Source organism: Thiothrix sp. (assembly GCF_028714775.1).
Taxonomy (GTDB): Bacteria; Pseudomonadota; Gammaproteobacteria; order Thiotrichales; family Thiotrichaceae; genus Thiothrix.
Genome location: NZ_JAQTLS010000011.1, coordinates 15223 through 37984 on the forward strand (window position 1 = coordinate 15223; position 22762 = coordinate 37984).

Genomic DNA, 22762 nt, shown 5'->3' on the forward strand with positions numbered 1-22762 from the left:
AAGGCATATCACTTTTGTGCAGTTGCAGCAAAAACGGCAATGCGGTAAGTTCAGCAAATCAAGTTGACGCTTGATTCTTAAGGTTATCCTTGTATCTCCAATGGGGGGTATGCCTTAGGGTCAACAATCCGATGAATAGCTGAGTTACGGGGTTCCCACGATGACGACAGGCCAAATGGTTACAATGGATGGCAACGAAGCCGCCGCTTCCATCGCTTATCTCACCAATGAGGTGATTGCGATTTACCCAATTACGCCATCCTCCAACATGGGTGAGCATTCCGACGAATGGGCTGCTAATGGTAAACTGAACCTCTGGGGAACCGTGCCAGAAGTAGTGGAAATGCAGAGCGAGGGCGGCGCTGTGGGTGCTGTTCATGGTGCACTGCAAAGCGGGGCATTGTCGACAACGTTTACCGCTTCCCAAGGCTTGTTGTTGATGATCCCGAACATGTACAAGATCGCGGGTGAATTGACCCCGACCGTGTTCCACATTGCTGCACGTGCGCTGGCTTCCCATGCACTCTCTATCTTCGGCGACCACCAAGACGTAATGTCTACCCGCGCGACTGGCTTTTCCATGCTGTCTTCTTGCTCCGTGCAGGAAGTTATGGACATGGCGCTGATTTCCCAAGCGGCAACCTTGGAAGGCCAAGTGCCAATGCTGCACTTCTTCGACGGTTTCCGTACTTCACACGAAGTTTCTAAAATCGAAAAGCTCGACAACAGCATCGTGCAAGCGATGATGCCAGAAGCGGCGATTGCCAAACACCGCCTGCGTGCCATGTCCCCTGACCGCCCTGTATTGCGCGGCACTTCCCAGAACCCGGACGTTTACTTCCAATCCAAGGAACGTTCTAACCCGTACTTCGACGCGATGCCGGGCATCGTGCAAGAGCAAATGGACAAGTTTGCCAAACTGACAGGCCGTCAGTACAAACTGTTCCAATACGTCGGTGCGCCAGATGCTGAGCGCGTAATCGTGCTGATGGGTTCTGGTTGCGATACGGCCCACGAAACCGTTGACCACATGCTGGCTCACGGCGAAAAAGTTGGCTTGTTGAAAGTCCGCCTGTACCGTCCATTCTCTGCGGCAGATTGCTTGGCTGCACTGCCTACTAGCGTGAAGAAAATCGCCGTACTCGACCGTACCAAGGAACCGGGTTCCGACGGCGAACCGATGTACAAAGACATCATTACTGCTCTGACCCAAGATTTCATGTCAGGTCAAGGCCGCTACGCACAACTGCCACTGGTTATCGGCGGTCGTTACGGTTTGGCTTCCAAAGAATTTACACCGGGTATGGTCAAAGGCGTATTCGACGAACTCAGCAAAGCCAACCCGAAACGCCAGTTCACCATCGGTATCAAAGATGACCTTACCCACCTGAGCTTGGATTGGGACGCGACTTTCCGTACTGACGAAGAAGCCGCCACCATGAAAGCGGTATTCTACGGCCTGGGTTCTGACGGTACAGTTTCTGCCAACAAGAACTCCATCAAGATTATCGGCGAAGAAACCGACTTGTACGCGCAAGGCTACTTCGTGTATGACTCCAAGAAAGCCGGTGCGATTACCACTTCACACCTGCGCTTCTCCGAAAAGCCGATCCGCTCGCCTTACCTCGTGGGCGAAAACGATGCGCAGTTCGTGGGTTGCCACCAGCCGATCTTCCTCGAACGTTACGACATGCTAGACATGGCGAAACAAGGCGGCGTCTTCCTGCTGAATACCGCACTGTCTGCTGACCAGATTTGGGATACCCTGCCACGCCGTATGCAGGTGCAGATTCTGGAGAAAAACCTCTCCTTCTACGTCGTTGACGCTTATAAAGTGGCACGCGAAGCAGGTATGGGCAACCGTATCAACACCATCATGCAGACCTGCTTCTTCGCCATTTCCGGCATCCTGCCGCGTGAACAAGCGATTGAGAAGATCAAGTATGCGGTAGAAAAAACCTACGGGCGCAAAGGCCGCAAGCTGGTGGAAATGAACTTCACCGCTATCGACATGACCATTGCTAACCTGCACCAAGTTGCAGTACCGGCACTCGTGACCAGTACGTTGGAACGTCCGGCTACCGTACCAGCCCATGCGCCAGAATTCGTGCGCAACCTGACTGCAATCATGATGGAAGACCGTGGCGAGCGCGTCCCTGTCAGCTTGCTGCCAGCCGACGGCACTTACCCAACGGGCACTGCGCAGTGGGAAAAACGTAACCTTGCACTGGAAATCCCAGTCTGGGACGAGAAGCTCTGCACCCAGTGCGGCAAGTGCGTATTCGTTTGCCCACACAGTGCAATCCGCGCCAAAATCTTCAGCGCAGATGCTGCCAATGGCGCACCAGAAACCTTCAAGTACGTTCCGCTGCGTAGCAAAGGCTACGAGTCTGGCTTGCAAATCAGCTACCAAGTTGCACCGGAAGACTGCACTGGCTGTACGCTGTGCGTAGAGGCTTGCCCAATCCGTGACAAGTCCAACACCAGCCACAAAGCGATCAACATGGCTCCGCAGCCACCGTTGCGTACACCGGAAGGCGAAAACTGGGAATTCTTCACCAAGATCAAAGACTACGACCGCACCAAGCTGAACCCAGCCGCGATCCCGTCTGCGATGTTGATGCAACCGACCTTCGAGTTCCCAAGTGCGTGCGTAGGCTGTGGCGAAACCCCTTACATCCGTCTGGCAACCCAGTTGTTCGGCGACCGCATGTTGGTGGCGAACGCAACCGGCTGTTCTTCCATCTACGGTGGTAACTTGCCTGTTACGCCTTACTCCAAAGACCAAAACGGTCGCGGCCCAGCGTGGAACAACTCACTGTTTGAAGACAATGCCGAATTCGGTTTGGGGATGCGGGTTGCTTGCGACTCACTGGAAAGCTACGCCAAGAGTTTGGTCAAGCGTCTGGCAAGCCAGATCGGTGACGACCTTGCGACTGGCTTGCTGACAGCCGTACAGGACAACGAAGCCGGTATCTACGAACAGCGTGAACGTGTTGCTGCCCTGCACGAAGCCCTGAAAGGCATCGACAGCAGCGAAGCCCGTGCGATGACAGACATGGCTGAATACCTCGTCAAGCGCAGTGTGTGGATCATCGGTGGTGACGGTTGGGCGTATGACATCGGTTACGGCGGTCTTGACCACGTACTGGCGCAAACCCGCAACGTCAACATTCTGGTACTGGATACCGAAGTGTATTCCAACACAGGTGGTCAAAACTCCAAATCTACCCCAGTCGGGGCGATTGCTAAGTTTGCCGCAGCCGGTAAACCAACCCATAAAAAGGATTTGGCGAAACTGGCGATGGACTACGGTCACGTATACGTGGCGCAAGTCGCTTACGGTGCGAAAGACGTACAAACCCTGCGTACCTTCATGGAAGCGGAAAGCTATGACGGCCCATCCCTGATCATTGCTTACAGCCCATGTATTGCGCACGGTGTCGATCTGGCATACAACCTGCGTCAACAGGAAATGGCAGTCAAAACGGGTCACTGGCCGCTGCTGCGCTTTGACCCGCGTAAGACTGAAAAAGGTGAAAATCCGCTGAAACTGGATTATTCTGCGCCGTCGATGCCGATGCAGGAGTTCTACTCTACGGAAGCCCGTTTCTCCATGCTGTTCCGTTCGCACCCAGAAGATGCCAAGCGCTTCCTGCAAGAAGCCGGGTATAATGCGCGTGAACGTTTCCGTCATTACAAAGAACTGGCTGATTTACCAGGGTCTGCACCAATAAGCGCAGATACGCCGGAATCATAACCTGAGAACTCTCCCTCCTTCCGTCCCTTTGGGGCGGGAGGCTGGGGAACAGGGTTCCCATAACACGCTAGGAACCATTAACATGATTGACCTTTCTACGTCTTACCTCGGCTTAACGCTGAAAAATCCGCTAGTACCTTCCGCTGGCCCCCTTACCCGCTCCCTCGACAGTGTTAAACGGCTTGAAGATGCCGGTGCTTCCGCTGTGGTTATGTATTCACTGTTTGAAGAAGAGCTGCTCAAGGAAGAACGGATGCTCGACCGTTTCATTACCAACCCATCTCTGGGTCACGGTGAAGCGGATAGCTTTTTTACCCCACACCCTAACTACAAATCCGGCTTGGATGCTTATCTGGAGCAACTTTCCAAGATCAAGGCCAGCCTTTCCATTCCTGTGATTGCCAGCCTCAACGGTGTGACTGCCTCGGGGTGGGTTGCACATGGCAAAGAATTGCAAGCTGCCGGTGCTGACGCGCTGGAGCTGAACGTTTATTACGTCGCGGCTGATTTCAACCAATCGGCGGCGGATGTCGAAGCGCGTTACGTTAACCTGCTGAAGAGCTTGAAACAGCACGTCAGCATTCCGGTAACGATGAAGCTTTCCTCACAATTCACCTCACTGCCGCATTTTGTGAAGCAATTGGAAGCAGCGGGTGCGGATGGTGTGTCGGTATTCAACCGTTTCTACCAGCCGGACATTGATCTGGAAACCTTGGGTCTGACCGACAAAATCGGTGTCACCAGTTCCAAAGAATTGTTGATACGGATGCGCTGGATTGCCGTGCTGTTCGGCAAGGTGAAACTGTCATTGGCTGCCACGGGCGGTGTGCATACCCGCGATGACGTATTGAAACTGCTGTTGGCAGGCGCAGACGTGACACATTTGTGCAGCGGCCTGTTGCTGCAAGGCCCAGAACTGATTGGGCAATTGCTGGATGGCGTCAGCGCGTGGATGGAACGCCGCGAGTATGAATCCGTCGCGCAACTCAAAGGCAGCTTGAGCCAGCAACACTCGTCTGACCCAGTAGCGTTTGCGCGGGAAAGCTACATCCGCGTGCTGGATAGTTATACCCCTGTCACTAAAGCTTGGCAGTAAGCGTCGTCCGTCATTCAGACCTTATTCGCCAGCGAAGATGAATTCGGCCCCATCACCGTTACGGATGATGGGGAATGCCGGGTTTTATCGTTTGCCCCCCACGATGAGCAAAGCCGTTGCCTGAAGGCCGCACCCTACGTCTTGCAATACGAATACACCCAAGCCATGTTATTGGTGCTGCTGTTTTGCCAGCCGCGCCGGGTATTGGTGTTGGGCTTGGGCGGAGGCAGCTTGGTGACGGCATTGCACCGCATTATTCCCGGCATCCATATCACGGCGGTGGAATTGCGTGCCAGCGTGATTGAGGTGGCGTACCGCTATTTCCAAATGCCACGCGCCAAACGTTTGCAAGTGATCCAACAGGATGCCGACAGCTTTTTGCTCAGCGGCGAAACCCGCAAAGTAGATGTGCTGTTTGCTGACTTGTATCACGCGACCGGGGTGGATGAGGTGCAATTACGCGCTGATTTCATTGCCCGTTGCGCTGAAACCCTCAAAGCCGATGGTTGGTTGGTGTTGAATTGCTGGAACGAACACCGCGAAGATGCTGTGTTGCGCGAAGCGTTACGCCAGCATTTTGTGGACATCCGCACGGTGCTGACCAGCAGCCGCAATTGGGTGATTTTGGCGGGCAAGGCGCAGGATTGGCATACCACCAGCGCCTTGAAAGAGGAAGCTTTCCACCTGTCGAGCGCGTTGGGCTTTCCGCTAACCCGACATTTGGCGCGGGTACGGGCGTTGGGCGAGTAAGCTCAATCGAACAATTTCATCTGTGAGTTATGCGCAGCACGGCGCAGGTCAACAATGGGTTCGGGGTAATCACGCCCGATAATGCAAGCGCTCTGCTGTTGCACCGACCACGGCATTGCCCACGGTTGGTGGAGGTAGGCTTCCGGCACGTTTGCCAATTCCGGTAGCCAGCGGCGGATGAAATCCCCTTGCGGGTCGAGTGCCGCTGCGTGTTTAAGGTAGGTGGAAAGGCGCTGGGTTTTTACGTCACCGTTTCCGGCAAGTATTTGCAGTTGCTGATAGTGGATAGCCGGTTCGTAATCGGTGAAACATTGTGCCAGATGCTGCGCCAGTTTTCCCCCGTGTAGCCCCAGTTGTTTGCTGGCAAACGTTACCAGTAATGCCCGCATTGGGAAGTTTACCCAGCCGCTGCTGCGTAACGCCCGCATTCCTGCATCCAACAACGGATAACCTGTCATGCCCGTTTGCCAGGCTGCAAAATACCCTTGGTTGAAATCGGTTGCGTCCGTTGGTGCGGCTATTGGCGTTTGCAGGCATTGGCAGCGTGCTTGCAGGTTGGTGGCGAATGCTTGCAGGGATTGTTGCCAGGTTTCATCCAGTTCGGGGTTTTCCAACGTGCTTTGCAATTTGTGGCTGACTTCGCGCAGGGAAAGTGTGCCGTAGCTGAGGTGCGGGCTGAGGCGCGAACAACTGCTGTTGGCTGCCAGCGCTAACGTACTGTCCCGTTGGTAATGTTGCCCGCGCTCGCGGAAAAAGCTGCCGAGCAGTTTCAGCGCTTCGTTGCGTCCACCCGCTTGGCAATGCCGCGCTTCGTCGTTTTCTAACACCGTGCCAAATGTATCGGGCAAGCCTTGTTGCGGGATGCGGGTTTGCAGTGCGGCAAGGCGGGCAGGGGCGGGGGCGCGTTCCGCCGCTAGCTCGCAGGGTGAAAACGCCTGCCATGCGATGCCGTGTTGGGTGCACCACTGCTGGACGTGTTGGTTGCGGGTGTTCGTCCACGGGTTGCCGTTTTCCTCATGTGCATACAGGGCGGCGATCTCGAAACGCGCTTGTAAAGTGTCGAGCACGCTCAGTATCTCGCCCTGCATTTTCACCAGTGGCTGACCGAGGCGCGAGAGGGTGGTGTTCAATTCGTGCAGGGATTGGCGGATGAAGCGCCAATGGCGGGCGGACACACAGGGCAGTTGCCAGTAATCCGGCTCGACCACGTACAACGGCAACACCTTGCCATGGCTCGCCGCTTGATGCAGCGGGGCATGGTCGTGGATGCGCAAGTCGCGTTTGAACCAGACGATGTGGATGCGTTCTTTCATGTGGGTAGATGATCCACGAAGCGGGCGATGGGCGCAAGATACGTGCAATGCAGGTAGAATACGTGGCTTGGTCAGCGACAAAAATCTAGGTGTGTCATGAAGATGTTTGGCTACAAAATCGTGGAAAAAAGCCGCGACACGATTGAGTCGGTGGTGAATGCCGCCATTACCGAACAACGCCCATTGGAAGTTGGGCTGTATTTCAACGACCCGCAAGCGTGGGAATTGCTCCATAGCCGTTTGCCGGGGGCGGGCATTCCCATCAATACGCACATCAACCATAACCGCGTCGGTGTGTTCAGCCTGAGTGAACGCGAAACGGAACTGCGCCAGCAAATCGCGCAGGCACAAAGCATCGGTTCCAGCTATTCCATTACGCACTTGCACAAAATGCCCGTGCCGCGCCGTGCGGTTTTCCGCGACAGTCTGGCGGCTTACCTGACCCAGCAATTACAAGTGTTGGAGCGCGTTTGCAGCGAATTAGACCACCCACTCTATGTCGAAAACACTTTCCACGGGCTTGAGGTATACCGTTGGTTTTTTGATTTGGTGGAACGCTTGGAATTGCGCTACGTCCACCACTGCTTTGATTTAGGTCACGCTAAACTGTGGTCGGAAGAATCCCTGCCGGAATGGTTACAGTGGTTAGAAGCGTTGACGGAAAAGGGCTTCAAGCTGCATTTCCACCTGCACGCCAATAACGGCTTGTGGGATCAGCACTTGGCATTTACCGAAGTGCTTGCGCAGGGTTTGGACGCGGCAGATGCTTACACCCCGGAATGGGATTATTTTGCAGTGCTGGCGCAATTGCGGGATCGCTTTCCGCTCAGCCGCAAGGTATTTGAGGTTAAGCCACAGCAAGCATTGGCGAATATGGCGCTGGTGCAGGAACGCCTTCGCGCCATCGGGTAAGTTTATCGCAAGGTTTGCAATTGTCGGTCATGCAGCTTCGGCAACAGCAGCAAGGCCACGATTGCGCCCAGCAAGGCCAGCGCCATGTCCGATTGCGTGTCCCAGATGTAACCTTGCGTACCTAAAAACGCTTCGGCCGATGTGCCGGAAAATTCCGCCACTGCCCATTCAATCAGTTCGTACAGTGCACTGAACGCCAGACAGAAACACACGATGAAGAAATTCATCCAGCTTCGCCCGTTGATAATGGCTTTGCGGATCAGCAATTCGCGGGCAATCATCGCAGGCACAAAACCTTGCACAAAATGCCCCACCTTATCGTAATTATTGCGCTCGAAACCGAACCAGTCCTTGAAATAATCAAACAGCGGCACTTCCGCGTAAGTGTAATGCCCGCCGACCATCAGGATGAGGCAGTGGAACAGGATCAGCGTGTACACCAACGGCGTGAGCGGAAACGTGCGGTAGGTCAGCGCCAGCACCACAATGCCAATCAGCGCAGGCACGACTTCCAGAAACCACGTGAAATAGTCTTTCGGGTGGATGCCTGACCAGATCAGGACGGCGGTAAAAATGGCGAGCCATAGGGTTTTCATCGTGTGCGCTTCCTCCAACGGCGTAACTTGACGGTATTTTTATGAATCCATGATGCCTGTTCAGGAGTTGCCTGTGAACTGTGTGATTACTTTTTGCTGTAATGTTTCGCCTTTGGGTAAAATCTGCTATTAATTCATCAGGAATTTTGAATAGGAATTGTTGCGCCTTATGTCGACTAGCTTTCCCGATTTTGATGCCCAACGCAGGCAGTTGCTTGAGGAAAAGCTATCGCGTTTGCAAATGGCGAATGACCTTGAAACCCGTGTTGAAGAGAAAATGCGTCTTGAACGGTTGATAGCAGAAACTCAGCAAACACTGGATGAGTTGTATGGCGTTGTTTATGCGAAAGCCATTGTCTCAGAAGTTGCTGAAAAGGCTTATCTGGAAAGTTTGCTACGCGACAACGAAGAACGCGCCCTGCGTTTTGCGGGCAAAGTCTACGCCCCGTTGGCAGGACAATTCCGCAAGGAACGCAAGCGTATCGCGGCTGCGTGTATGTCGCCACGCCTGCGCCACCGCAAGCGCACCGAATATGACGAACCGATGGAAGCGGTGGGTGAATGTGTTGAACACGATGATGTTATCGCTGCTTTCAACGAACACAAACAGTTGGTGATTTTGGGTGAACCGGGCGCTGGCAAAACCTTTTCCCTGTGGCGCATCGCTGCCGATTATGCCCAAAAAGCACTGGAACAGCCGGGGCAAATCTTGCCCGTGGTGATCCCGCTCAACCGTTGGGATAGTCCAAACCTCACGCTGCATGACTTCGTGCTGGAACAGTTGGGTGATTTGGCAAGCTACTTTGCCGAGTTGTACCAAAGCAAACGCCTGCTGCCGCTTTTCGATGCCCTGAACGAAATCCCCTTCGACCAGCGTGAGGAAAAACTGCCGCAAGTCCGTGCATGGCTGGAGCGTTACCCGACCGATTCCGTGCTGTTGACCTGCCGTCTGCGGGATTATCGCGGGCCGTTGGAACAGGACTTAGATCGGCTAACGATTGAACCACTTGACCCGCCACGTATCCATGACTTCCTGCACAACTATTTTGCCGAAGATGAAGCCGCGCACGGGATGGCGGAAAGCTTGTTCTGGCAACTGGCAGGCGGGGAGGAAATGCGTTCAGCGTGGGAAGACTGGAAAGAACGTGGTCATGAAAGCCACTGGGAAGAATTTTGGACACTGGCAGAAATGCCACAAGAGTGGAAAACAGGTGAGAACGAATATTGGTGGGATGACAACAGACAAAAATATCTCGATGACCCGCGTAGCCTGATGAAACTGGCAGCCAACCCTTACTTGCTGACCCAGATGGTGATGATTTACAGCGAACAGCAACAATTGCCGGAGAGCCGCATTGCCCTGTTTTCCGAGTTCGTCGAAGACCTGATTTACCGGGAAAAACAAGCCAAACCGGAAAACCATTACCCCAAAGCGCATGAGGAACAGCTCAAAGCGGAACTCAAACAACTGGCATGGCAACTGCAAAGCCGTACCAAGTCCGCTCAGGAAGTGCGCACTGTATTATCCCGTTCTGAGGCAGTTGCCACCATGCCATTGCCCCGGTTGGAGTTTGCTGCTGCCGCTAGCCTGTTGGAGTTGACCCGCGATAGCGTGCGTTTTTCTCACTAGTTGCTACAGGAATTCTTTACCGCACAAAGTTTTGAAGAACGAAGGGCAAATGGCTTACAAGCTCAAACCCTCTGGCCTGAGCAATGGTGGGCTGCAAACGGCTGGGAAGAAGCAGCGAAACTTGCCGCCGAGTACGAAGTCGATCCCAAACCTTTTTTGCAATGGCTGGCGGTGGGCAATCCCAAGCTGGCGGCGGAAATTGCCCGTGAACAAGGGTTGCTGGATGACGTTTTGTTTGCCGAACTCCGTATTCAATGGCAAAACGCCATCACCGATATTGCGAACTATCCCAACCCACATGAACGTCATGCGATCAGCACAGTATTGGCATGGCTGAATTGGGATAATCGCCCCGGTCTTGGCATTGATGACATCGACTGGGTAGAAATCCCTGCTGGCGAATTTACCTATCAGGATGGTGAACGCTTGTCCCTGCCAACCTACAAAATGAGTCGTTATCCCGTCACTAACGCCCAATTTCAGGCATTCGTAGCAGATGGTGGCTATGAAACGGATAAATGGTGGGAAGGGCTGCAAAAGCCTGAGTCAAAACCGGAACACTGGCGGAAAGAAGGCAACCGCCCAGTGGAAAGTGTTGACTGGTATGAATCCATCGCCTTCTGCCGTTGGCTATCAGCCAAAACAGGTCAAGAAATCCGTTTGCCAACAGAACAGCAATGGGAAAAAGCAGCGCGGGGTTCGGATGGTCGGGAATATCCGTGGGAAGGAGGTTACAAAACAGGCGATGCAAATATTAACGAAACCTATGGTGATGCAGGGTCATACAATTTGGGGGAAACCTCTGCTGTTGGCATTTACCCCCAAGGCCAGTCACCTTACGGTCTGATGGATATGTCCGGTAACGTCTGGGAATGGTGTCTCAATAAGTATGAGGAACCCCAGATAACTACGGCTGATGTTTCCGGCGGTGTTCGTGTGGTTCGGGGCGGCGCGTGGTACAACCATGCAGAGGATTGCCGCGCCTCTTTTCGCGACCTCAGTCATCCGCGCTATCGTGACTACTATCGGGGTTTTCGGTTGTTGTGTTGTTCCCCCCATTGATTTTACTGATCACTGATCTACTGGGCACTGTACCACTGATCCGCCGCGAAGCGGCGGCGAAGAAAACCCATCCCCAGCCCTTCCCTTATCAGGGAAGGGAGCAGAGCGTCACTTCGTCTGCCGGGTTTGCCCAGTGAATGAGGGTTTGGCAGCATGGCAGAAATGAAAGAGTATGTATTTCTGCCCTACAACAAAAACTTGGTCGAATTGGCACAGCTCAACCGCAAAACCCAACTGCCGCAGAACGTGTGATGTGGACGGCTGACCGCCGCAGTCCGCCAACACTTATTGGCCTATATCGAAACCGCCTCCTGCGCCCTTCCCTGATAAGGGAAGGGCGGGGGATGGGTTTTCTTCAACGAAGTTGCCGGGGGTTATGGATGGTTTGGCGACGAATTTCCTTCAATCCTCTCCCTCACTCCGGCACTCAATCCCCTTGGTATCCAGCGTGATAAATTTCTGCTGGGTCAAATCCAGCCGGTACGCCCACAAAATGTTCTTGTAGATTTCCGTATCTTCGCCTTTGACTGCTGCAAAAATTGTCGAGTCGTCCTTGCCATTTTCGCGGCAAGTGGCGAAGGCAACGAAGTAATCGTCGGGCAACTTGGGGTAGGGGATGGCATCCGTGACCAGCCAATAGGGGGCGTTTTCCTTGTCGTAACGCAGGAACTTGCCCGCGTAGATGTGGGTCGGTTCGTCGTTGGCGTTTGCCAGCACCCCGATGGCGTAATTGCAGATATTTTCAGCGCCCAAGGAGTCAGCGACGCACGCGCCTTCCGCCTCCTTAAGCCCGTCAGGGTAGGGTGGTATTTCGGAGCCGATTAAATCCGCCGCAAAAATAGGTGTTGAAAGTGCCAATAAGCATACAAAATGGATAAGCCGCATTTGGGATGTCCCCGCTATAAGCTAAAAAAGATGGCTACAGTATAAGACGAAATTCGACCGTGGTACTTGATGTATGTGCGGGTATAGAATACCTGTCTTTGCCGCGACCGCCATCACTATGCCCGATATTTGGAACCCCGCTTTCGCCACCTTGCACTCCTGTTTTCGGCAATTACCCGACCCCGATGGTTGGCAAGCACAGGCAAGCTGGCCTGATTGCGGACATTTGAACCGCCTGCTGCCGCAAGGTGTGTGTATGCAAGCTGGAATCCCGGTACGTTTCCTGCCGCAAGACGAACACATCCCCCACCCAGAACTGTATTATGAAGAGCGGATTTACCAACACGGCATCGTTTCTACCCGTGACGCCAACTGGCACGACTTCCTCAATGCGCTGATTTGGGTGTTGTTTCCGCAAACCAAAGCTGTGATCAGCACCTTGCACGCCGCTGACTTGCAACAGCACGGCAAACCCCGTACCCCGCAACGCGATGCGCTGACCCTGTTCGATGAAAACGGTGTGATTATCGCCGCGACCCGTCATGAATTGTTGCAGTACGCACTGGACTTTGACTGGCAACGGCTGTTTTGGCAGGAACGCGCCGCATGGGGCAAGGAGGTTGGTTGTTTCATCTTTGGGCACGCCTTGCTGGATAAAATGCTGACCCCTTACGTGGGTGTAACCGCACACGCCTTGCTGGTGGAAGTGGCAGACGGTTTTTTTGGCCTGACGTTGGCGCAACAACAAGCGCAGTTGGATCAGGTAATGGCAAGCGCTGTACGCGATGGCTGCTTGGAGTCGCCGCTGCATTTGAACCCGCTGCCGGTGTTGGGCATTCCCGGCTGGTGGCAAAATGCGGATGCGGCATTCTACCAACAGGACACTTATTTCCGGGCGAAAACGCGGGAGCGTAAAACCCGCATCATCCGCTCGCTTTAGCGTTGTAAGTGTCTTACTGCATCCGTTGCTTTTCTGATATTCTAATCAGACATTCACCACGATTGGGTAGCGGATTCCATGAAACTATTACAAGGCGCTTTGACGCTAGCCGTACTGTTGGGCGCACAGGCGGCGTATGCAGAAGAACCAAACCAACCGCCCGCAGCGGCTGAGGGTTTAGGTTTGATGCCGGGCGTAAAAACGCGGGCAGAAATTGCACCGCCCGCGCCTATTACCGCAGCCCAACAAGGGCAGGCTCAAGCGGCACAGAACGGGGCATTTCCCCCGCAAAACGTTACGCCAGCGAACCAGTTGCAGTATCCGGGGGTAGGGCAAACAGCGGCGCAATTCCCTAACCAAGCCTACATGCAGCAGCCGTATGCCAACGCTTACCGGCCTTATGGCAATTACGCCTATCCGTCTGGCGCTTATCCTGCATACCCTTATGCAGCACAGGGGTATAATCCTTATATGATGCAGCAGCGCCAGATGCCGTATGGCGGGATGCGCCCGCCGATCCCTCAGCAGCCGAAAAAGAAAGAAGTAAAACCGTGGGGGGATACGCGCTATATCTGGCCTGATTTTTACACCGATTTTACGGGCGATGTCTGGGACAAAATGATGAATACCCCGTATGACATGGGTTATATGCCGGGCGGTTGGCGTTTCCCTTCACTGAGTTCGCCCGATCCGGTGACAGTGAGCGATGCGATCACCAACCAATTCCCACCTGTGTTTGATGAGGCGGGAAATTTCGTCAATTTCGCTAAGTAAATAAGGTCATTGGGCCACTATTATTTTTAAACGGCGGAGGCCAGCAGTACTCCGCTTTCTTTTGTCGCTTTATTAAGGAGAACTGGATGCGTCTGTTCAGGGATTTGTGTACGTATTCCGCAGTGGCAGTCTTAACCGTGGGGATGGTTGGCTGTAGCCAAGTGCCGGAAAAAGGGGACGCTGATGACAGCGCGTCATCTTCCACGTCGATGCAGCATGGGCATAAAGGGAAAGGCGACCAACAACCGGGTTCCGTCAGTTACGGTGGGCAAGGCGTTGGTAATTATTCCGCATCGGGTTTGGGTGGTGATTTCGCAGGCAATCCGCGTTTGATTAGCTTCATCGAAAATCTGGCGAGTACCCAAGGTTTCAACCGTAATTATTTGTACGGCGTATTTTCCCACGTGCGTAACCGCGACGACGTGGCAGCACAATGGCAGAAGCCGGACGCAGGCAGCCCGCGTGGTTGGTACGCTTACCGTGACCGCTTTGTGACGGCTGCGAATATCCAAAAAGGCACCGAATTCTGGCAGCAACATTCCGCTGAATTACGCCGTGCAGAGATGCAATACGGTGTCCCAGCAGAGTACATCGTTGGCATCATGGGTGTGGAAACCCGTTGGGGGCGTATTCTGGGTAAGCACCGCGTGATTGATGCGCTGACCACTTCCGCCTTGACCAATGCCCGCCGTAGCGATTATTTCTTCAGCGAACTGAAGAACTACATGCTGATGACCCGCAGTGAACGCATGGATCCGCTCGCGCCGATGGGGTCATTCGCTGGGGCAATGGGTTACGGTCAGTTCATGCCTAGCAGCTTCCACGGTTCCGCAGTCGACTTCAATGGCGATGGTATCCGCGACTTGTGGAACCCGACGGATGCTATCGGCAGCATCGCCAATTACTTTGCCCAAAGTGGCTGGCAGCGCGGCGGTGAAGTCGCTGTCCCGGCGCAAGTCAGCTCCAATACCTATGCTAATGTGCCGGATGGTTTCAAGGTCAAATATTCAATGTCTGACCTGAACCGCATGGGCGTTGCTCCGAAATACGGCAATGGTTCCGGCGGGCAAGTGCATTTGTTGGCGCTGAGTATCGTGCCGGATGGCCCGAAAGAGCCGTGGGTCGGGTACAAAAACTTCTACGTCATTACCCGTTACAACCATAGCAACTACTATGCAATGGCTGTCCACCTGCTGGCACAAGGCGTGCGCCAGCGCGTAGGTAAGTAAGCGGAAAGCGCGGTAAGGGCTGGGGTTACAACCAGCCCTTGCGCTTGAAGTACAAGTAGGGCGCAATGCCCGCGAGTATCATCAGGCTAATTGCCAGCGGGTAACCGAATTCCCAGCGCAGTTCCGGCATGATGTCAAAGTTCATGCCGTACATGCTGGCAACCAGTGTGGGCGGCAAGAACACGACGGAGGCAATCGAAAATATCTTGATGATTTTGTTCTGTTCGATATTGATGAAGCCTTGGGTCGTGCCCATCAGGAAGTTGATCTTGTCGAACAGGAAGGTGGTATGCGACATCAGCGTATCAATGTCGCGGATGACATCCGGGATAATTTCCTGACCCGCTTGCGTGTCGCGCAATTGGCGTTGCAGGAAGGAAATGGAACGCTGAGTATCCATCAAGCACAGGCGAATTTTCCCGTTGCCATCTTCCATCGCAGCCAGATCGTCGATAGCACTTTCCAAATCCGTATCTGTTTCTTCCAACACCCGATGGCTGACGTTTTCCAGTTCGTGGTGAATGTCCTCGATGGCGTCCGCCAAGTTTTCCACTTTTTGCTCGAAAATGGTCAGCAGCAAATGCCGGGGTGTGCGTACTTCCACCTGCCCGCGTCGCGCCCGCATCCGCAGCAACCGGAAATCCGCTAGCTCGCATTCACGCACGGTAATCAGGCGCTCGGGTTGCAGGATGAATGCCACCGTAGTGGTATCCATACGCCCTTCGCTTTGGGTCAGGAACAGGGAGTGGACATGGATGCCGCTGGCGTCGGTGAAATAACGTGCGGAGGATTCGATTTCTTCCACATCGTCGGATTCTGGCAGTTCGGTATGCAGTAAGGCTTCCAAACGGTCGCGTTCTTCATCGGAGGTATCTTGCGCATCCACCCAGCCGGTATTGGGTACAGCATGGTCAAGTGTCGCTTCGTTGAAGCGTTGCTCAACCAGTTTCCCGTCGGTGAAACCGAAAAATCGCAGCATCGTTTGTCCCCCCTGTATGAGGCCAGCCTTGGTGGAAAATTAGTGTTAGCGGCCTGAAAGGCGGGCTTATTGTACCGTGCGAAGTTGTTCAGCGCACGTAATTGAGTTCGCGGTGACGCAGGATGACATTATCCCCCAACGTTTTGCGGAAGTGCTGGTAAAGGCGTTCGGTAATGTACACTGAGCGGTGGCGTCCACCCGTGCAACCGATGGATACGGTCAGGTAAGCCCGTTGGCAATTGCCGTCACCGTTAGGTAGCCAGCGGTCAAGGAAGTCTCGGATGTCGCCGTACATCTGTTGCACGGAATCATGTGTTTCCAACCATTCGATAATGCCTGCATCCCGCCCGGTTTGGCTACGCAGGTCTGTTACCCAGTAAGGGTTGGGCAAGCAGCGTACATCGAACAGGAAGTCGGAATCTGATGGCGCTTCATGCTTAAAACCAAACGACTGCACCATCAGCGACAGTTTGCACGGTTCCGTTTGGCTAATACGGGCGTTTAGCAAGCGTCCGAGTTCATAGATGCTGGTGTGGGAAGTGTCGATCCGCAAGTCGGCATCGGTAGCTAATGGATCCATCAAGGTCGATTCGAGCGCAATCGCCTTGTCCAGTTCCATGGTTTCACTGGCAAGCGGATGGCGGCGGCGGGTTTCATTGTAACGTTTCCGCAGGATTTCCTGATCAGCATACAGGTAAATGAGTTGCGTATTGGGGATGCGCTGGCGGATGCGTTTGATGATGGCTGGGACACTTTGCAAGCTGTCGCGCCCACCCCGGATGTCGATACCAATCGCCAAATGGGTTTGCTGGGTAATTTGTGCCGTGCCGAGCAAAGCCTCCAGCAATTGCGACGGCAGGTTGTCGATGCAGTAATAGCCGTTATCTTCGAGCGTGTGTAAGGCAAAACTTTTGCCTGCACCTGACATTCCACTGACGATAACGAGGTGCATGGGCATTTAGGCCGCTAGGGCAGTGCGGTAACATTGTTCCGCAGGGAGGAAATGCGTATTGAGGTAATCCAGAATAGCGCTGGGTTCGTGAATATCCCGGAGGTGTTCAGGCAGGAATTTCTGCGATAGGAAGCTGGTCAGTTCGGTAATGAGTGGGGAGAAATCGGGGACTTTGCTGGCTGGAACCAAGATGGCCATGAACAGTTGCACTGGCTTTTTGTCAGGTGCATCCATCTTGACGCCCTCCTCCAGTAACAGCAAAGCCCCGCACGGCTGGGCGATGGACAAACAGGCATGGGGAATGGCAATGCCGTTCCCCAGCGCAGTACTTCCCAGCTTTTCCCGGTTGATCAATGCTTCGAAAACCGTTTCCATATCCAGCGCATCCTGAGCACTGGCTAGCATTTTCGCCAGTTTTTCAAATGCACGCTTTTTGCTGGAAACATCCAGTTCGCAAGCGATACGTTCCGGGGAAAGCAGGGTCGTAATGTCCATGTGTGTTAGTCCGTCTCTGCCGCTGCTTCAACAATGTGCGCAGCTTCCTGACGATGATGGTTTTTCAGCTTTTCCTTGTGTTTGACAATCTGGCGATCCAGCTTGTCGACCAAGGCGTCAATGGCGGCGTACATATCGTCAGCATGGGCATCCGCAAAGATTTGGTTGCCACTGACGTGCATACTGGCTTCCGCTTTGTGGCGTTGTTTTTCGACTGCCAAAATGAAATGCATGTTCATTACCTGATCGAAATGACGTTTCAGACGATCCGCTTTTTCACGGACGTAATTACTCATGGAGTCTGTCACTTCGAGATGATGACCAGTGATTTCTAATTGCATTTGCAAGCTCCTTTTTTCAGGTCATAGTAGAAACCACATCGGTTGTCTGCGTTGCTGACCCATGCCAGTGGGACGCAGTGACGGGCGATGTGGTTCAGCTCGGAACCAATGCTTTCCGCTCGTGTGATGGCGGGATGGACATTGCTTCGCGATATTTGGCTACGGTTCGCCGTGCCACGTTGATGCCCTGCTGGTTTAGCAGGTTAGTCAATTGATTATCACTCAGGGGGGATGCTGGACTTTCCTCTGCAATCAGCTTTTTGAGCATGGCTCGGATTGCGGTTGATGAACAACTGGAACCAGTGTCGGTGTCGACTTGGCTGGAGAAAAAATATTTGAATTCAAAGACACCGCGCGGGGTGTGCATGTATTTGTTGGTTGTGACGCGGGAAATGGTGGATTCGTGCATTTCTAACTCTTCTGCTATGTCCCTAAGCACCAAAGGCTTCATCGCCTGTTCACCATATTGCATGAAAGCGCTTTGACGTTCAACTATTGCTTTTGCCACACCCAGCAGGGTGGAGTTGCGGCTTTCGACGCTGCGGATCAGCCAGCGGGCTTGTTGCAGGTTGGTTTTGAAGTAGCTGGTGTCGCTTTCACTTTTGACCTGCCCCAACATGTCAGCGTAAAACTGGTTGATTTGCAGGTTTGGCGTAACTTGTGCGTTTAATGAAACCACCCAATGTCCTTTGAATTTGCGCACGAACACGTCTGGCACAATATAGTCAGGGGACGATGCGGAATACGCGCTGCCTGGTCTGGGTTGCAGGCTACGCAACAGCAGGATCATTTCTTCCAGTTCCGCCTGATCTATTTTTAGCCTTTTCTGTATTTCTTTATAGTCGCGCCGCTCCATCAAGTCCAGATTTTTTTCTACCAACTGGCGGGTTTTGAGCAGTAAACGTGTCTCTGGGAACTGTGACAGTTGCACCAACATACACTCGCGCAGGTCGCGTGCACCTACCCCGACGGGATCAAGCCGTTGGATGTATTTGAGGACGGTTTCAATATCTTCCAGTTCAATCGGCAATTCGTGGCTGAGGATGGCGAAAATTTCTTCCAGTGAATCACACAGGTAGCCAGCTTCATCCAGCGAGCCGATCAGGGTTTCTGCAATCTGTTTGTCGATGCTGGAGAGGTTGCTCATGCGGATTTGCCACAGCAAATGCTCTTGCAAGCCAGAGTCAGCGCTTTCTTGGTTTTCGAGGAAGCTGCTGTTATCGCCGCCACTGTCGCTGTTGCTGCTGCGGGTGTCGTAAATGTCTTCCCACTCTGCATCCATGTTCAGTTCGTCTGGGATGTCTGTTTGGTCAGCACGGGTATCGTCAACGCTGGGTGTTTCTTCGTTGCGTGATTCGGCGGCTTGTTCTTCGGCGGTGGGTGCGGCAGTTAACTCAGGCACACTTTCGCCTGCGTCATCAGCAAGTTGGAGCAGGGGGTTTTCTTCCAGCGCTTGCTGGATTTCGGTTTGCAGCTCAAGCGACGACAATTGCAGCAAGCGGATGGCTTGTTGCAGTTGGGGCGTCATCGAAAGCGTTTGCCCTAATCGGAGGTCAAATCCCTGTTTAAGCATTATTCTTGTTGTTCCTTTTGCTGCACACCAGCATGAGTTCAATGTTCATGCCTTCATACTACTCTAATCATTCTGGGGTGCAAAGATGCGTGATGCAGCGTGAATGGCTGCTGACTTACAACTTGAAGTTTTCCCCGAGATAGACGCGCCGGGCTTGCTCATTCCGCAGGATTTCATCGGGTGTGCCTGTCACCAGAATCTTGCCTTCGCTGAGGATGTAGGCACGGTTGCAGATGCCGAGGGTTTCGCGCACGTTATGGTCGGTAATGAGTACGCCGATGTTGCGGGATACCAGATGGCGGATGATTTTTTGGATTTCCAGCACGGAAATGGGGTCAACCCCGGCAAAGGGTTCGTCCAGCAGGATAAAGGCGGGTTCAGTGGCGAGTGCACGGGCGATTTCAGCGCGGCGGCGTTCCCCACCAGAGAGGCTAATCCCTAAGTTGTCGCGCAGGTGGGCAAGTTGGAATTCTTCCAGCAGGCTATCCACTTTCTCTTGGCGCTGGGTGCGGGTGAGGTCTTTGCGCATTTCCAGCACTGCCATGATGTTTTCGGCAACCGTTAGCTTGCGGAAAATGCTGGCCTCTTGCGCCAGATAGCCGATGCCTTCGCGGGCGCGTTCGTGCATAGGGGCGGCGGTAATGTCTTTGCCATTGAGCAGTACTTGCCCTTCATCGGGGCCGACCAGACCGACGATCATGTAAAAGCAGGTGGTTTTGCCTGCGCCGTTCGGCCCCAGCAAACCAACAACTTCGGCATTGTTGACGTGCAGGTCGACACCTTTAAGGATTTCGCGTTGCTTATAACGCTTTTGCAAGTTATGGGCGGCAAGGGTATTCATTCAGCGGCTTTCTTGTCAGTTTTGGTGTCGGTTGGTTTTGGGGCTGGTTTGGCGGTTGTACCATCAGCTTTATTGGTCGGGTAGAAAGTGGCGGAAATGCGGCCTGATTTGCTACCTTCCCCATTGGCCTTGAGTTGCCCGTCATTGGGCAGGTATTCGATGTAGTTGCCGGAAAACTTGTCTTGGTCTTGTTGGAGTTCGGCGTTGCCTTTGAGTAACAAGCGTTTTTCCTTGACGTGGTACTGCATTTCGTTGGCTTTGCCCTGAGCCTGTTTGTTGTCATCCATTTGTTGTTTGAAACTGACTGGGGAACCTGTGGCGGTGATGGTCTGGATTTCGCTTTCAGGCGCGAGGATGTCAATGTGGGCGGCAAGGATTTCCAACGTGCCCTGTTTGATGATGACGTTGCCATCGTAACTGGCTGTCCCGGCATTTTTATCGAAGACGGCCTCGTCTGCCTCAATCGTGACGGGCTGTTCCACATCGGATTTGAGGGCGAATGCGGTGGTGGCACTACTGAGGATCAGTAAGCCCAGTAACCACTTATTTAACTTGGTATGTTGAATGAACATGGGTATTTAATCTCAGTAAATCTTCGTCCAGTTTTCCCGTCAGGCCAGTCGACTGCATTGTGCCGGAAGGTGTCGTCATTGAAACGGCAGCCTTGGTCGAAACTTCCCGGTTGGTCATATTGTAGGTCAGGTAATCTGTGCGCAGCTTGAATCCGTTTTGTCCATCCTTGCCCGGCTTTTCGCTGTGGACGTTGCCTGTTAGTTCTGCCACTTGGGTGGTTTGGTTGACGCGGCCTTCGTCAGCGCTGATTTGGGTACGTTCTGCCGGGTTGATACCGTCAAAAATCACCGGGGCAATAATCAGGCTTTGCTTTGCTTTCTGCCAATGTGACAAGTGATGACCTGTCAGTTCGTGGTTGACTGTCCCTTCGGGGGTTATGGCAGTGATGGAAAAGCCTGACAGGTAATAGTCAACCCGGTCTTTATCCATCGCCAGCTTACTGATGTCCTGTTGTCCAAGGTAATCCTCCATCCGGGTGATCAGCAGGATACTCAGTAGGGCAATGACCAGTATGATGAGCCGTTTCATACGAGGTAGCTTTCCAGTTTGGCTTGCAATGTGCCTTGGGCGTGCAACAGCATTTCGCAGACTTCACGGGCAGCGCCGCGTCCGCCAGTGTTTTCCGTTGTCCAATGGGCGTGCTGCTTAACGAAACTGTGCGCATCGTTGACCGCAACGGCAAGGCCGACTTGGGTCATGACGGGTAGGTCAATCACATCGTCCCCGACATAGGCAATGTTTGCCGCGTTTAGCCCGGTTTTTTCCAGCAAATCGGCGAAGGCGGGGCGTTTGTCGCGGTAGCCTTGCCAGATACGGTCGCGCGGAATTTTCAGGTTATCGGCACGGTGCAATACCAGTTCGGATTGGCGTCCGGTAATCAGTGCGACTTCTACGCCACTTTCCAACAACATGCGGATACCGTGCCCGTCTTTGGAATTGAAGGCTTTGTATTCCTGCCCCTGATTGTCGAAAAACAAGCCGCCATCGGTCAGCACACCATCAATATCGAAGATAGTAAGGCGGATGTTGCGGGCGCGTTCAAGGACATTTTCCGGGATGTTATTGAAGTGGTACATCAGGCGATTCCTGCGCGTAAAAGGTCATGCATGTGGATGATACCGATAAGCTGGCCTTCCTGCACGACTGGCAGCACGGTAATGGCGTGTTCTTGCATCAGATTGAGGGCTTCGACCGCTAAACTGTTGGCTTCGATAGTACGGCTGTGTCGGGTCATCAAGGCGGAAATCGGTTGTTCCAACAGGCTGATGCCTTTTTCAAACGAGCGCCGTAAGTCGCCATCGGTGAAAATACCGAGCAGCATCCCGTTAGCGTCGGTAATGGCGGTAATGCCCAGTTTTTTGCGCGTCATTTCCAGAATGGCTTGTTGGAGGCTGACCTCTGGGCTGACTTGCGGGATGGTTTCCCCGGTATGCATGATGTCGCGTACATGCACCAACAGGCGTTTGCCCAAACGTCCGCCGGGGTGGGAACGGGCGAAATCATCGGCAGTGAAACCGCGTGCCTCCAACAAGGCTACTGCCAGTGCGTCGCCCATCACCAGTGTGACCGTGGTGCTGGACGTGGGTGCTAACCCTAAAGGGCAGGCTTCCTTGTCTACGCCCGTATTGATGTGGAAGTCGGCGGCTTCTGCCAGCGGCGATTGCGGGTTGCCGGTCATGGCAATGACGCGCACATCCAGTCGCCGGATCATGGGCATGATGGCGAGGATTTCTTCACTCGTGCCGGAATTGGATAAGGCAATAATTACATCGCCATTGACGATCATGCCAAGGTCGCCGTGGCTAGCTTCGCCGGGGTGCAGGAAAAACGCCGGAGTGCCGGTACTGGCAAGGGTCGCGGCGATTTTGTTGCCGATATGCCCGGATTTGCCCATGCCGGTGACGATGACGCGCCCTTTGCAGGCTAAAATGGCTTCGCAGGCATTGGCAAAGCCTTCATCCAGCCGTGCGGGTAGGGCTTGAAGGGCGGCGATTTCCGTGTCGATTACGGCTTTTGCCAGTGCCAGCAGGTCTTTGCGGTGTGTTTTATCCATGTTATTGG

22 protein-coding genes are annotated in these 22762 nt (G+C 53.6%); 9 read left to right on the forward strand and 13 right to left on the reverse strand.

The annotated features are described in order from the left end of the window. The first annotated feature begins 160 nt into the window (after positions 1-160). The 3 genes from nifJ to PHE17_RS11705 all read left to right on the forward strand — a co-directional run bounded on the left by nifJ (position 161) and on the right by PHE17_RS11705 (position 5606). Positions 161-3760 (forward strand): pyruvate:ferredoxin (flavodoxin) oxidoreductase, encoded by a 3600-nt coding sequence (nifJ, locus tag PHE17_RS11695; RefSeq protein ID WP_301016038.1) that lies wholly within the window; start codon positions 161-163, stop codon positions 3758-3760. A gap of 82 nt (positions 3761-3842) precedes the next feature. After that, positions 3843-4856, forward strand: a complete 1014-nt coding sequence (locus tag PHE17_RS11700) for a dihydroorotate dehydrogenase-like protein (RefSeq protein WP_301016039.1) — start codon at positions 3843-3845, stop codon at positions 4854-4856. Between the two features lie 141 nt (positions 4857-4997). Beyond that, positions 4998-5606 carry a methyltransferase domain-containing protein gene (locus PHE17_RS11705; RefSeq protein WP_301016040.1) on the forward strand — a complete coding sequence of 203 codons (609 nt, stop codon included), beginning with the start codon at positions 4998-5000 and terminating at the stop codon, positions 5604-5606. Positions 5607-5608: 2 nt separating this feature from the next. Here PHE17_RS11705 and PHE17_RS11710 read toward each other — a convergent pair whose 3' ends face one another. Further along, complete coding sequence (locus tag PHE17_RS11710) at positions 5609-6919, reverse strand: FAD-binding domain-containing protein (protein WP_301016041.1); 1311 nt, start codon at positions 6917-6919, stop codon at positions 5609-5611. 102 nt (positions 6920-7021) lie between these two features. Here PHE17_RS11710 and PHE17_RS11715 point away from each other — a divergent pair, with 102 nt between their 5' ends. Next, complete coding sequence (locus PHE17_RS11715; RefSeq protein ID WP_301016042.1) at positions 7022-7831, forward strand: hypothetical protein; 810 nt, start codon at positions 7022-7024, stop codon at positions 7829-7831. A 2-nt stretch (positions 7832-7833) separates the two neighbouring features. On the opposite strand, the gene PHE17_RS11720 is transcribed toward PHE17_RS11715, so the two are convergent. Next, positions 7834-8427, reverse strand: coding sequence for a DUF2238 domain-containing protein (locus PHE17_RS11720; protein ID WP_301016043.1), 594 nt, complete (start codon positions 8425-8427; stop codon positions 7834-7836). Between the two features lie 169 nt (positions 8428-8596). On the opposite strand from PHE17_RS11720, the gene PHE17_RS11725 reads away from it, so the two are divergent. Together PHE17_RS11725 and PHE17_RS11730 are read left to right on the forward strand one after the other, a co-directional pair. Further along, a complete protein-coding gene (locus tag PHE17_RS11725) occupies positions 8597-10057 on the forward strand; it encodes an NACHT domain-containing protein (protein ID WP_301016044.1) in 1461 nt (486 codons plus the stop codon). Next, positions 10058-11119, forward strand: a complete 1062-nt coding sequence (locus PHE17_RS11730) for a formylglycine-generating enzyme family protein (protein WP_301016045.1) — start codon at positions 10058-10060, stop codon at positions 11117-11119. 402 nt (positions 11120-11521) lie between these two features. On the opposite strand, the gene PHE17_RS11735 is transcribed toward PHE17_RS11730, so the two are convergent. Further along, positions 11522-12004 carry a hypothetical protein gene (locus PHE17_RS11735; RefSeq protein WP_301016046.1) on the reverse strand — a complete coding sequence of 161 codons (483 nt, stop codon included), beginning with the start codon at positions 12002-12004 and terminating at the stop codon, positions 11522-11524. Positions 12005-12077: 73 nt separating this feature from the next. Here PHE17_RS11735 and PHE17_RS11740 point away from each other — a divergent pair, with 73 nt between their 5' ends. From PHE17_RS11740 to mltB, 3 genes are all read left to right on the forward strand, one after another. Beyond that, positions 12078-12944: a DUF3025 domain-containing protein gene (locus tag PHE17_RS11740; protein WP_301016047.1), complete on the forward strand. Its 867-nt coding sequence runs from the start codon at positions 12078-12080 to the stop codon at positions 12942-12944. 78 nt (positions 12945-13022) lie between these two features. Further along, positions 13023-13718: a hypothetical protein gene (locus PHE17_RS11745; RefSeq protein WP_301016048.1), complete on the forward strand. Its 696-nt coding sequence runs from the start codon at positions 13023-13025 to the stop codon at positions 13716-13718. An 86-nt stretch (positions 13719-13804) separates the two neighbouring features. Continuing rightward, complete coding sequence (gene mltB, locus PHE17_RS11750) at positions 13805-14947, forward strand: lytic murein transglycosylase B (protein WP_301016049.1); 1143 nt, start codon at positions 13805-13807, stop codon at positions 14945-14947. A gap of 25 nt (positions 14948-14972) precedes the next feature. Here mltB and corA read toward each other — a convergent pair whose 3' ends face one another. The 10 genes from corA to PHE17_RS11800 all read right to left on the reverse strand — a co-directional run bounded on the left by corA (position 14973) and on the right by PHE17_RS11800 (position 22754). Beyond that, entirely contained in the window at positions 14973-15926 is a 954-nt protein-coding gene (corA, locus tag PHE17_RS11755; RefSeq protein WP_301016050.1) for a magnesium/cobalt transporter CorA, read from the reverse strand. Between the two features lie 88 nt (positions 15927-16014). Next, entirely contained in the window at positions 16015-16884 is an 870-nt protein-coding gene (gene rapZ, locus PHE17_RS11760) for an RNase adapter RapZ (protein ID WP_301016051.1), read from the reverse strand. Continuing rightward, positions 16885-17373: a PTS sugar transporter subunit IIA gene (locus PHE17_RS11765; RefSeq protein ID WP_301016052.1), complete on the reverse strand. Its 489-nt coding sequence runs from the start codon at positions 17371-17373 to the stop codon at positions 16885-16887. Positions 17374-17378: 5 nt separating this feature from the next. Beyond that, positions 17379-17714, reverse strand: coding sequence for a ribosome-associated translation inhibitor RaiA (raiA, locus tag PHE17_RS11770; protein WP_301016053.1), 336 nt, complete (start codon positions 17712-17714; stop codon positions 17379-17381). 94 nt (positions 17715-17808) lie between these two features. Then, complete coding sequence (locus PHE17_RS11775) at positions 17809-19287, reverse strand: RNA polymerase factor sigma-54 (protein WP_301016054.1); 1479 nt, start codon at positions 19285-19287, stop codon at positions 17809-17811. A gap of 115 nt (positions 19288-19402) precedes the next feature. Beyond that, positions 19403-20128, reverse strand: coding sequence for an LPS export ABC transporter ATP-binding protein (gene lptB / locus PHE17_RS11780; RefSeq protein WP_301016055.1), 726 nt, complete (start codon positions 20126-20128; stop codon positions 19403-19405). After that, positions 20125-20700: a lipopolysaccharide transport periplasmic protein LptA gene (gene lptA / locus PHE17_RS11785; RefSeq protein ID WP_301016056.1), complete on the reverse strand. Its 576-nt coding sequence runs from the start codon at positions 20698-20700 to the stop codon at positions 20125-20127. Before lptA ends, lptB begins: the two co-directional genes overlap by 4 nt. Beyond that, on the reverse strand, positions 20672-21229 hold the full coding sequence (lptC, locus tag PHE17_RS11790) for an LPS export ABC transporter periplasmic protein LptC (protein ID WP_301016057.1): 558 nt from the start codon (positions 21227-21229) through the stop codon (positions 20672-20674). Before lptC ends, lptA begins: the two co-directional genes overlap by 29 nt. Beyond that, on the reverse strand, positions 21226-21777 hold the full coding sequence (kdsC, locus tag PHE17_RS11795; RefSeq protein ID WP_301016058.1) for a 3-deoxy-manno-octulosonate-8-phosphatase KdsC: 552 nt from the start codon (positions 21775-21777) through the stop codon (positions 21226-21228). The genes lptC and kdsC overlap by 4 nt, the downstream gene beginning before the upstream one ends. Beyond that, positions 21777-22754, reverse strand: a complete 978-nt coding sequence (locus tag PHE17_RS11800) for a KpsF/GutQ family sugar-phosphate isomerase (RefSeq protein WP_301016059.1) — start codon at positions 22752-22754, stop codon at positions 21777-21779. Before PHE17_RS11800 ends, kdsC begins: the two co-directional genes overlap by 1 nt. Between the last annotated feature and the right edge of the window lie 8 nt (positions 22755-22762).